9 protein-coding genes and 1 pseudogene are annotated in these 10921 nt (G+C 73.9%); 6 read left to right on the top strand and 4 right to left on the bottom strand.

The annotated features are described in order from the left end of the window. Both LJ221_RS11335 and LJ221_RS11330 read left to right on the top strand, forming a co-directional pair. Positions 1–186 (top strand): annotated as a pseudogene (locus LJ221_RS11335) (hypothetical protein); the annotation flags it as partial. A gap of 37 nt (positions 187–223) precedes the next feature. After that, positions 224–466 (top strand): hypothetical protein, encoded by a 243-nt coding sequence (locus tag LJ221_RS11330; RefSeq protein WP_241715919.1) that lies wholly within the window; start codon positions 224–226, stop codon positions 464–466. Here LJ221_RS11330 and LJ221_RS11325 read toward each other — a convergent pair. Together LJ221_RS11325 and LJ221_RS11320 are read right to left on the bottom strand one after the other, a co-directional pair. Further along, the gene (locus LJ221_RS11325) at positions 463–2049 is read right to left on the bottom strand and encodes a HAMP domain-containing sensor histidine kinase (protein WP_241715916.1); all 1587 of its coding nucleotides are present in this window, start codon (positions 2047–2049) and stop codon (positions 463–465) included. The two genes, LJ221_RS11330 and LJ221_RS11325, sit on opposite strands and share 4 nt — an antisense overlap. Beyond that, entirely contained in the window at positions 2042–2707 is a 666-nt protein-coding gene (locus tag LJ221_RS11320; protein ID WP_241715914.1) for a response regulator transcription factor, read from the bottom strand. The genes LJ221_RS11325 and LJ221_RS11320 overlap by 8 nt, the downstream gene beginning before the upstream one ends. A 122-nt stretch (positions 2708–2829) precedes the next feature. On the opposite strand from LJ221_RS11320, the gene LJ221_RS11315 reads away from it, so the two are divergent. Further along, positions 2830–3315, top strand: a complete 486-nt coding sequence (locus LJ221_RS11315; RefSeq protein ID WP_241715912.1) for a PepSY domain-containing protein — start codon at positions 2830–2832, stop codon at positions 3313–3315. A 19-nt stretch (positions 3316–3334) separates the two neighbouring features. Here LJ221_RS11315 and meaB read toward each other — a convergent pair whose 3' ends face one another. Both meaB and LJ221_RS11305 read right to left on the bottom strand, forming a co-directional pair. Beyond that, entirely contained in the window at positions 3335–4294 is a 960-nt protein-coding gene (gene meaB, locus LJ221_RS11310; protein WP_241715910.1) for a methylmalonyl Co-A mutase-associated GTPase MeaB, read from the bottom strand. A 184-nt stretch (positions 4295–4478) separates the two neighbouring features. Further along, complete coding sequence (locus tag LJ221_RS11305; protein WP_308314763.1) at positions 4479–5654, bottom strand: acetyl-CoA C-acetyltransferase; 1176 nt, start codon at positions 5652–5654, stop codon at positions 4479–4481. 188 nt (positions 5655–5842) lie between these two features. Here LJ221_RS11305 and mce point away from each other — a divergent pair, with 188 nt between their 5' ends. From mce to LJ221_RS11290, 3 genes are all read left to right on the top strand, one after another. Next, positions 5843–6274 carry a methylmalonyl-CoA epimerase gene (mce, locus tag LJ221_RS11300; protein ID WP_241715908.1) on the top strand — a complete coding sequence of 144 codons (432 nt, stop codon included), beginning with the start codon at positions 5843–5845 and terminating at the stop codon, positions 6272–6274. Between the two features lie 147 nt (positions 6275–6421). After that, the gene (gene scy, locus LJ221_RS11295) at positions 6422–9799 is read left to right on the top strand and encodes a polarized growth protein Scy (RefSeq protein WP_308314762.1); all 3378 of its coding nucleotides are present in this window, start codon (positions 6422–6424) and stop codon (positions 9797–9799) included. Positions 9800–9922: 123 nt separating this feature from the next. Next, positions 9923–10864, top strand: a complete 942-nt coding sequence (locus tag LJ221_RS11290; protein ID WP_241715906.1) for a cellulose-binding protein — start codon at positions 9923–9925, stop codon at positions 10862–10864. Positions 10865–10921: the final 57 nt, after the last annotated feature.

The following is a 10921-nucleotide window of genomic DNA, read 5'->3' as shown; positions in this document are numbered from 1 at the left end:
CAGCTCTACCAGGGCGTCCTGAGACAGAACTCCCCGACGGTGGTCGGCTTCGTCACGATCCTCGTCCTGGTCTTCCTGGCGGCCAACCTGCTCGTCGACCTGCTCCCGCCCGGAGGGCTCGACGGGCTGCACGGTTCACTGACCCCGGTCGCCGAGCACCTGCGGTCGCTGCGCGGACGCGGCTGAGACGCCCCGTCAGATCCCCGCGCCTCGCGGGGAGTCCGTGGCGTACCCCCAGGGCGGGCAGCCGGGCTGCGCCCACCGGCCGCCTCCGCGGGCCGGCGGGGACGGCGGCCCGCGGGGCGCGAAGGGCAGGACGGCCCTCAAGCACGGCGAGGGCGACGACGAGAAGTACGTCGGGGGCACCGCCGACAAGACCTCGGACGGCGAGAGCATCAAGATCGGGTGGGACGACGGGGGCGGGACCGGCATCCTCGACTGGATCGGCGACCACAACCTCCCCTAACGCCGCCCGGCGCCGCCGCCCGGAGCAGGCAGCCGCAGGGTGAACAGGGCACCGCCCTCGGCCGCCCGGCCGACGGTGAGGGCGCCGCCGTGCCGGACCGCCACGTCACGGGCGATGGCCAGTCCCAGCCCGGCGCCGCCCTCGTCCCGGCTGCGCGCGTCGTCCAGCCGTACGAACCGCTCGAATATCCTCTCCCGTTCCTCCCGCGGCACCCCGGCGCCGTCGTCGGCGACCTCCAGCACGGCCCGCCCGTGCTCGCGCCCCACCCGCACCCGGACGCGGGAAACCGCGTGGCGCCGGGCGTTGTCCAGCAGGTTGCCGAGCACCCGGGCGAGCTGGCCGCGTGAGCCCGCCACCTCCACCGGCTCCCCCTCCCCGCCGCCCTCCAGGACGACGGGGATCCGGTCCCCGGTGCGCTGTGCCAGCTCCTCACGCACCAGCGCGCACAGGTCCACCCACGCCTCCCCGGGGCGCTCCCCGGCGTCCAGGCGCGCCAGCAGCAGCAGATCGGCGGCGAGGTCCTGCAGCCGTACGGTGTCGTGGACCGCACCGTCGATGTCGAGCAGCCCGGGGTGGGCGGCGGCGACCTCCAACTGGGTGCGCAGGGAGGCGATCGGACTGCGCAGTTCGTGCGAGGCGTCGGCGACGAAGCGGCGCTGCCGCTCGACGGACGCCTCCAGAGCGCTCAGGGTCTCGTTGGTGGTCCGTGCCAGGCGTGCGACCTCGTCCCGTGAGGGGGGTTCGGGCACGCGCCGGGACAGGTCGGTGCCGGCCGCGATGGCCGCCATCTCCCGCCGGATGCCCTCCACCGGGCGCAGTGCGCCCCGGGTGACCAGCCAGGTGACGCCGCCGACGACGGCGAGCAGAGCGGGCAGCCCGGCGAGCATGGTGCCGGTGACGGTCGAGACGGCCTCCTCCTGCTCGGCGAGGGAGGCCCCGGCGTAGACGGTGACGGGGACGCGGTCGCGGGTGACGCTCTGCACGGCGACCAGGCGGAAGTCCTGCGTCGCCACCGCCCGGGAACGGTCGTAGGTCACCTCGCCGTCCCCGTCGACGGGCAGGGCGACCGTCTGGGTGACACTGTTGCGGTCCACCGCCACGGGTTCATCGGACGGCGCCGGGGTGGCGCCGTCGTCACCTCCGCCTCCGTCATCGTCGTCGTCCCGGTCGTCGCCCCCGTCATCGTCGTCGTCGCTGTCGCCGCGGCCCTCCGGAGAGGGCGTGGCGGGCGTCTGCCGGGGTTTGTCGGGCCGGTTGAACCCGGCCACGGGTCCGCGTCCGCGCAGCGGCTCGCCGGCTCCGAGAACCTCACCGGAGGCGTCCACGACCTGCACGGGTTCGTCGTCGGCCAGGGCCTCCACTCCTCCCACTCCGGCCGCGGGCACGTCGGCGACCCCGGCGGCGACCTCGCGGGCGGTGGTCTCGGCGTGCAGCCGGGCGTTCTCGGTGAGGCCCCCGCGGAGCACCTCGACCACCGCGAACCCGGCCACCACCAGGGCCACCGCCACCACGAGCGTGGCGCCGAGCGCGGCGCGCACCCGGACGGTGAGCCGGGCGAGCGGGGAGAACGCGGGCCTACGCACCGGTCCTCGCCAGCCGGTACCCGGCGCCGCGCACTGTGGTGATCGCCGCGCTGCCAAGCTTGCGGCGCAGCGCGCTGACGTACACCTCGACGATGTTGACGTCGCCCTCGTAGGCGAAGTCCCATACGTGTTCGAGAATCTCCGACTTGGAGACCACCTCCCCGGCGCGCACCGCCAGGTACTCCAGCACGGCGAACTCCTTCGCCGTCAGCGCCACTTCGCGCCCATCCAGGGTCACCCGCCGCGCGGCGGGGTCCACGGTCAGCCCGCCCACCCGCAGCACGGACGCCCCGCCCCGGGTGCGGCGGCGCAGCAACGCCCTCACCCGCGCGAGCAGCACCACGTATGAGAACGGTTTGGTGAGGTAGTCGTCGGCGCCGGTGTCGAGGCCCTCGGCCTCGTCGTACTCGCCGTCCTTGGCGGTCAGCATCAGGATCGGCGTCTCGTCCCCTGCTGCGCGCAGGGCCGAACAGACGCGGTAGCCGTTCATGCCCGGCAGCATGATGTCGAGGACGATCAGGTCGTACGAGCCCTCGGTGGCCCGGTGCAGCCCGTCCCCGCCGTCGTGGGCCACGTCGACGGCGAACCCCTCGGCTGTCAGGCCCCTGGCCAGTGACAGGGCGAGCCGCTTCTCGTCCTCCACGATCAGTACGCGCATGGGGTCAGCCTGCCAAAGACCACCTGAAGAGATCTTCAGGCGGCTTCAGGAAGCCTTCAGCCGCGCCCTGCGACGGTGTTCCACGTCAGACGCGAGACCCCGTCTCCAAGGAGGAAGACCACATGAACCGCAAGCTGCTCGTCGCCGCCGTCGCCACCGCCGCCCTCGCCGTCGCCGGGAGCACCCTCGCCTTCGCCGACGACGACACCGCCCAGGACGCCCTGGCCGCGAGCCTGCGGGTCGGCGCCGGCACCGGTGACCGGGACGACGACCGGGGCGGCGACGACCGGGACGACGACCGGGACGACGACCGGGGCGGCGACGACCGGGACGACGACCGGCGGGCGCCGCGCGGCACCGGGGTCACCCTCCAAGAGGCCGTCACGGCCGCGCTGAGGGCCGTGCCGGGCACGGCGGAGTCCGCCGAGCTGGACGACGACGACGGCCGGCCGGCCTGGGAGGTCGACGTCCTGGGCGAGGACGGCACCTGGCACGAGGTCTCGGTGGACGCGAACAGCGCCGATGTGCTGAAGCGGGGCGCGGGGGCGGACGACCGGGACGACGACCGGGACAGCGACGACGACGCCGACGACCGCCGCGAGGGCTGACGGCCGCCCCCGGCGGGGCTCACTCGCCCGTCAGCCCCGCCACCAGCTCGTCGGCCGCCGTGTACGGGTCCAGCGTCCCGCCCGTGATCCGCTCGGCCAGCGCCTCCAGGCGCCGGTCGCCGTGCAGGTCGCCGATGCGCTCGCGCAGCGCGGTCACCGCGATGGTCTCCACCTCGCGGGCCGCGCGCGCCCGGCGGCGCCCGGCCAGCACTCCGCGCTCCTCCATCCAGGCAAGGTGCTTCTCCAGCGCCTCGACGACCTCGTCGACTCCCTCACCGCGTGCGGCGACGGTCTTGACGATCGGCGGGCGCCAGTCGCCGGGCTTGCGGGCCTCGCCCAGGCCCAGCATGTGGTTGAGCTCACGGGCGGTGGCGTCCGCGCCGTCGCGGTCGGCCTTGTTGACCACGTACACGTCGCCGATCTCCAGGATTCCGGCCTTGGCGGCCTGGATGCCGTCGCCCATACCGGGCGCGAGGAGGACGACGGAGGTGTCGGCCTGCGAGGCGATCTCGACCTCGGACTGGCCGACGCCGACCGTCTCCACCAGGACGACATCGCAGCCGGCCGCGTCCAGGACGCGGATGGCCTGCGGGGCGGCCCAGGCCAGGCCGCCGAGATGGCCGCGGGTGGCCATGGAGCGAATGTAGACACCGGGGTCGGAGGCGTGCTCGGACATCCGCACCCGGTCGCCCAGCAGCGCGCCGCCGGAGAACGGGGAGGAGGGGTCCACCGCGAGGACGCCGACCCGCCTGCCGGCCTTGCGGTACGCGGTCACCAGCGCCGAGGTGGAGGTGGACTTGCCCACCCCCGGCGAGCCGGTCAGACCGACGACGTACGCGTTGCCCGTCAGCGGCGCCAGCGCCGCCATGACCTCCCTGAGCTGCGGGGAGGCTCCCTCCACCAGCGAGATCAGCCGGGCCACGGCCCGGGGCCTGCCCTGCCGTGCCTGCTCCACCAGCTTGGGGACGTCCACCGCCATGCGTGCTGCGCTCCTCGCGTTACTCGGCCGTCACCGGCCCTCGTCGGCCGCCGGACGGCCGCTGTGGTCGGCCGCTGTGGTCGGCCGTCATTCTTCCCGCGCCGCTCGCGCGCCGCCGTGCCGCCGGTCGCACGGGCCCGCCCCCTCTCGCGTAGGGGGTGCGCGGGCCCGTGCGACCGCGCCGTCACTTCTTCGGCACCCGCACGATCAGGGCGTCGCCCTGGCCGCCGCCACCGCACAGCGCGGCGGCGCCGACACCACCGCCGCGGCGCGTGAGCTCCAGGGCGAGGTGGAGCACGATACGCGCGCCGGACATACCGATCGGGTGACCCAGCGCGATCGCGCCGCCGTTGACGTTCACCTTTTCGTGGTCGATGCCGAGGTCCTTCACCGACTGCACCGCGACGGCCGCGAACGCCTCGTTGATCTCGACCAGGTCGAGGTCGCCGACATCCAGGCCCTCCTTCCCCAGGGCGTGGCGGATGGCGTTGGACGGCTGCGACTGCAGGGAGTTGTCCGGGCCGGCCACGTTGCCGTGGGCGCCGATCTCGGCGATCCACTCCAGGCCCAGCTCCTCGGCCTTGGCCCTGCTCATCACGACCACCGCGGCGGCGCCGTCGGAGATCTGCGAGGAGGAGCCGGCGGTGATGGTGCCGTCCTTGGCGAAGGCCGGGCGCAGCCCGCCCAGGGACTCGGCGGTGGTCTCGGGCCGGATGCCCTCGTCCTTGGAGAACAGGACCGGGTCACCCTTGCGCTGCGGGATCTCCACCGGGGTGATCTCGGCGTCGAACAGACCGTTCTTCTGCGCGGCGGCGGCGCGCTGGTGGGAGAGGGCGGCGATCTCGTCCTGCTCGGCACGGCCGATGCCCAGGCGCGTGTTGTGCTTCTCGGTGGACTCGCCCATGGCGACGTTCTCGAAGGAGTCGGTCAGGCCGTCGTGGGCCATGGCGTCCAGCATCTGCACGGCACCGTACTTGAAACCCTCGCGGGACTTCGGCAGCAGGTGGGGGGCGTTCGTCATGGACTCCTGGCCGCCGGCGACGACCACGTCGAACTCACCGGCGCGGATGAGCTGGTCGGCCAGCGCGATGGCGTCCAGACCCGACAGGCAGACCTTGTTGACCGTCAGCGCGGGGACGTTCATCGGGATGCCGGCCTTGACCGCGGCCTGGCGCGCGGGAATCTGGCCGGCGCCGGCCTGGAGCACCTGGCCCATGATCACGTACTGGACCTGATCCCCGCCGATGCCCGCGCGGTCCAGGGCGGCCTTGATGGCGAAGCCGCCCAGGTCGGCGCCGGAGAAGGTCTTCAGGGAGCCCAGCAGGCGGCCCATGGGCGTACGGGCGCCCGCGACGATCACGGAGGTGGTGGCGGACGCCGAACGGGTCTCGGGGTTCGTCTTTTCGGTCACGGTGCGGCCCCTTCGGAGCAGGGAGTTAACGAGGGTTATCGCCAATGTACTGAGCGGTACCGTCCCGGGTCACCGGTCGGTCGGTGTGACCGTGCGCACGTTGCGTAACCATACTCCGGGACGGTGCACTGTCTCCCATGCTGACGCGCATCGACCACATCGGTATCGCCTGTTTCGACCTGGACAAGACGGTGGAGTTCTACCGTGCCACCTACGGCTTCGAGGTGTTCCACACCGAGGTGAACGAGGAGCAGGGGGTGCGCGAGGCCATGCTGCGGATCAACGGCACGGACGACGGCGGCGCCTCCTACCTCCAGCTCCTGGAACCGACCCGCGAGGACTCAGCGGTGGCCAAGTGGCTGGCGAAGAACGGCGAGGGCGTGCACCACATCGCCTTCGGCACCGCGGACGTCGACGGCGAGGCCGAGGCGATCCGGAACAAGGGCGTCCGAGTGCTGTACGACGAGCCGCGCACCGGTTCGATGGGGTCGCGGATCACCTTCCTCCACCCCAAGGACTGCCACGGCGTACTCACGGAACTGGTCACCTCCGCTTCCTCACACCACTGACGACCGCTCCCCCGGCCGGTAGAGTGGCCGTTCGGCCGGGGCTGCGGGCGGCAGGGGCCCGTCCCACGTTACGCCGATGATCTGACACCATTTCTCCGAAGGGTCAGTTCACCTTCACCACGACCAGGGGACGGATGGGACCGCGCAGTGCGGGGCTACGACCGCTACGAGGCTGACGACCACCTCTCTCAACTCGAAGCCGAGATGAAGCGGCTGAAGGACGAGCGGGACAAGGCGGTCGACCACGCCGACGACCTCGGCTACCAGGTCGAAGTGCTGCGCGCCAAGCTGCACGAGGCGCGCCGCGCCCTCGCCGCGCGCCCGGCCGGCTACGACAATCTGTCGCACCAGGCCGAGCAGCTGCTGCGCAACGCCCAGGCGCAGGCCGAGCAGCTGCGCGCGGACGCCGAGCGCGAGCTGCGCGAGGCCCGGGCCCAGACCCAGCGGCTCCTGCAGGAGCACGCCGAGCGGCAGGCCCGTATGGAGGCCGAGCTGCACTCCGAGGCGGTCGCCCGCCGCCGGCGGCTGGACGAGGAGCTGGCCGAGCGCCGCGCGACCGTCGAGTCCCACGTCAACGAGAACGTCGCCTGGGCCGAGCAGCTGCGCGCCCGCAGCGAATCGCAGGCCCGGCGGCTGATGGACGAGGCCCGCGCCGAGGCCGAGCAGACCCTGGCCGCGGCCCGCGCCGAGGTGCAGCGGCTGACCGAGCGGTCCCAGCAGCGGATGAACTCGGAGGCGGAGGCCGCCAAGGCCGAGGCCGAGCAGGTACTGCGCCGGGCCCGCGCGGATGCCGAGCGGCTGCTGAACGCTGCCTCCACCCAGGCACAGGAGGCCACCGAGCACGCCGAGCGGCTGCGCACCTCCACCGCCGCCGAGTCCGAGACAGCCCGCCGTGAGGCCACCGCGCTGGCCCGCCAGGCCGAGCAGCGGATACAGGAGGCCGAGACAGCGCTGCGCGAGGCCCGCGCCGAGGCCGACCGCGTCCTGGCCGAAGCACGCGAGGCCGCCGCCAGGCGGCTGGCCGAAGCCGAGTCGGAGAACGAGCAGCGCGGGCGCACCGCCAAGGCCGAGATCGCGCGCATGGTCTCGGAGGCCACCAGGGAGGCGGAGGCCGCCAAGGCCGAGGCCGAGCAGGTGCGGGCCGACGCCCGCGCCGAGACCGAGCGGCTGGTCGCCGAGGCCCGTGAGAGCGCCCGCGCCAAGTCGGCCGAGGAGTCGGCCGCCCAGCTGGCCGAGGCCGCGCGTACCGCCGACGAGGTGCTCACCAAGGCGTCCGAGGAGGCCAAGGCCACCACCCGGGCCGCCACCGAGGAGGCCGAGCGGCTGCGCACCGAGGCCGAGGCGGAGGCCGACCGGCTGCGCGCCGAGGCCCACGACCTGGCCGAGCAGCTCAAGGGTGCGGCCAAGAACGACACCGAGGAGTACCGCGCCAAGACCGTCGAGCTCCAGGAGGAGGCGCGGCGGCTGCGCGGCGAGGCCGAGCAGCTGCGCGCCGAAGCGGTCGAGGAGGGCGAGCGGATCCGCGGCGAGGCCCGCCGCGAGGCCGTCCAGCAGATCGAGGAGGCCGCCGGCCGCGCCGAGGAGCTGCTCGGCCAGGCCAAGGCGGACGCCGAGGAGACCCGCGGCGCCGCGGTGGCCGAGGGCGAGCGGGTGCGCACCGAGGCGATCGAGCGTGCCACCGCCCTGCGCCGCCAGGCCGAGGAGGCCCTGGAGCGGGCCCGCGCCGAGGCCGAGGAGCTGCGGACCGCGGCCGAGCGACAGGCCGAGGAGACCCGCGAGGAGGCCGAGGAGGCCGGCAGGCGGCTGCGCGAGGAGGCCGAGGAGGCCGTCACCGCCCGCCGCGCCGAGGTCGGCGCGGAGCTGGAGCGGCTGCGCGAGGAGGCCGGGCAGCGGCTGACCGCCGCCGAGGAGGAGTTGCGCGAGGCCCATGAGGAGGCCGAGCGGCTGCGCGAGGAGACCCGCGCCGAGACCGAGCGGCTGCGCACGGAGTCGGCACAGCGGCTGCGCGGTCTGCGGGAGCAGGCCGAGGAGGAGGCCGAGCGGCTGCGCACCGAGGCGGTCTCCGACGCCGCGCAGGCCCGCGCCGAGGGCGAGGCCGTGGCGGTGCGGCTGCGCACCGAGGCGGCCACCGAGGCCGAGCGGCTGCGCACCGAGGCTCAGGAGACCGCCGACCGGGTGCGGGCGGAAGCGAACGCGGCCGCCGAGCGGATGGGCGCCGAGGCGGCCAAGGAGCTGGACGCCGCCCAGGAGGAGGCATCCCGGCGCCGCCGCGAGGCCGAGGAACTGCTCACCGGCGCCCGCCAGGAGGCGGACCGGGAGCGGGCCCAGGCCCGCGAGCAGAGCGAGGAGTTGCTCGCCTCGGCCCGCAAGCGGGTCGAGGAGGCGCAGGCCGAGGCCGAGCGGCTGGTGGCCGAGGCGGAGCGGCGGGCCGCCGAACTGGTCTCAGCCGCCGAGCAGAAGGCCCAGCAGGTGCGCGGCTCGATCTCGGGGCTGCGTCAGCAGGCCGAGGAGGAGATCGCCGGTCTGCGCTCCGCGGCCGAGCACGCCGCGGCCACCCTGCGCCAGGAGGCGAAGGAGGAGACGGACGCCGCCAAGTCGCTGGCGGAGCGCACCGTTTCGGAGGCGATCGCCGAGGCGGACCGGGTCCGGGCCACGGCGGACGACGAGGCCGGGCGCACACGTGCCGAGGCCGACCGCGTACGGGACGAGGCCCGCGAGGCGTCGGCGCGCCGGTTGGGCGACGCGGCCGAGCAGGCCGACCGGCTGGTGGCCGAGGCCCGCGAGGAGGCCGTACGCATCGCGGCGACCGCCGAGGAGCGGGCGGACACCATGGTGGGCGCCGCCCGTAAGGAGGCCGAGCGGCTGGTGGCCCAGGCGCGGACCGAGAGCACCTCGCTGGTGGAGAAGTCCCGCAACGACTCCGACACCATGCTGGAGGAGGCCCGCCGCGACGCGAGCGCCATCCGGGAGCGGGCCGAGGAACTGCGCTCCCGTACCGAGGCCGAGGTCGAGGAACTGCACGAGCGGGCGCGCCGGGAGGCCTCCGAGGCCGTGCGGTCCGCCGGCGAGCGTGTGGACAAGCTGGTGAAGGCGGCCGACGAGCAGTTGGCGGAAGCCGAGGAGAAGGCCCGTCAGACCCGCTCGGAGGCCGACTCCGAGGCGAGCAGGGTCCGTATCGCCGCGGTGCGCAAGGCCGAGGGGCTACTCAGGGAGGCCGAGCAGAAGAAGACCGCGATCGTCCGGGAGGCCGAGAAGGTGCTCGCCGAGGCGGAGGCCGAGGCGAAGCGGACCCTGGAGAAGGGCAGGCGCGAGCTGGAGGTGCTGACCCGCCGCCGCCAGGACATCAACGCCGAGATCTCGCGCGTGCAGGACGTGCTGGAGGCGCTGGAGTCCTTCGAGTCACCCGGAAGAGGCAAGTCGGACAAGGATGGCAAAGGAGGAAAGGGCTCTGACGGCGGATCGAACGGAGCGGTCAAGGCCGGCGCGGGAGCGGCGCACGGCGGCGGCGAACAGGGCAAGAACTGAGCCACTCGAACGAGCGTACATTCTGCATATCAAACCGGCATCTTCTCGAAGACACGCCGTTTTGCCCCCTAGGATTCCCTCTATCACTCTCCCGTCCGACCCCGTCTGACCGACAGGAACCCCATGAGCGACAACACCTCTCCCTTCGGCTTCGAGCTCGTGCGGCGCGGCTACGACCGCGGTCAGGTGGACGACCGCATCGCGAAGCTCGTCGCCGACCGTGACAACGCGCTGGCCCGTATCGCCTCGCTGGAGAAGCGCATCGAGGAACTGCACCTCGAGACGCAGAACGCACAGGCGCAGATCAACGACTCCGAGCCGTCGTACGCCGGACTGGGCGCCCGTGTCGAGAAGATCCTCCGTCTCGCCGAGGAGGAGGCCAAGGACCTGCGCGAGGAGGCCCGCCGGGCCGCCGAGCAGCACCGGGAGCTGGCCGAGTCCGCCGCGCAGCAGGTGCGCAACGACGCCGAGGCATACGCCTCCGACCGCAAGGCCAAGGCGGAGGACGAGGGAGCCCGGATCGTCGAGAAGGCCAAGGGCGAGGCCGCCACGCTGCGCGCGGACGCGCAGAAGGACGCCCAGGCCAAGCGCGAGGAGGCCGACGCCCTCTTCGAGGACACCCGCGCCAAGGCCGCGCAGGCCGCCGCCGACTTCGAGACCAACCTGGCCAAGCGCCGCGAGCAGTCCGAGCGCGACCTGGCGTCCCGTCAGGCCAAGGCCGAGAAGCGGCTGGCGGAGATCGAGCACCGCGCCGAGCAGCTCCGCCTGGAGGCCGAGAAGCTGCGCACCGACGCCGAGCGCCGCGCCCGCCAGACGGTGGAGACCGCCCAGCGCCAGGCCGAGGACATCGTGGCCGACGCCAACGCCAAGGCCGACCGCATCCGCAGCGAGTCCGAGCGCGAGCTGGCCGCTCTCACCAACCGCCGTGACAGCATCAACGCCCAGCTCACCAACGTCCGCGAGATGCTGGCCACGCTCACCGGCGCGGCCGTGGCCGCGACCGGACAGCCGAACACCGACAGCGGCGAGGAGTCGCTGGGCGTCCCCGCCCAGCAGTCGCGCTGAGGCGCACCGGCAGACGGTGGACGCGGCGCCTCGTACCGCCGAGGGGCGGTACGAGGC

It is taken from the genome of Streptomyces sp. CNQ085 (genome assembly GCF_022614595.1).
Lineage (GTDB): Bacteria > Actinomycetota > Actinomycetes > Streptomycetales > Streptomycetaceae > Streptomyces.
Note: the sequence above shows the minus strand (reverse complement) of the source record. Positions and strands in the feature narration are given on the sequence as shown.

Bases quoted from the DNA above. Each gene is read 5' to 3' on its own strand.
- LJ221_RS11320 (WP_241715914.1), bottom strand. From the start codon at position 2,707: ATGCGCGTACTGATCGTGGAGGACGAGAAGCGGCTCGCCCTGTCACTG.
- LJ221_RS11315 (WP_241715912.1), top strand. From the start codon at position 2,830: ATGAACCGCAAGCTGCTCGTCGCCGCCGTCGCCACCGCCGCCCTCGCC.
- meaB (WP_241715910.1), bottom strand. From the start codon at position 4,294: ATGGCGGTGGACGTCCCCAAGCTGGTGGAGCAGGCACGGCAGGGCAGG.
- mce (WP_241715908.1), top strand. From the start codon at position 5,843: ATGCTGACGCGCATCGACCACATCGGTATCGCCTGTTTCGACCTGGAC.
- LJ221_RS11290 (WP_241715906.1), top strand. From the start codon at position 9,923: ATGAGCGACAACACCTCTCCCTTCGGCTTCGAGCTCGTGCGGCGCGGC.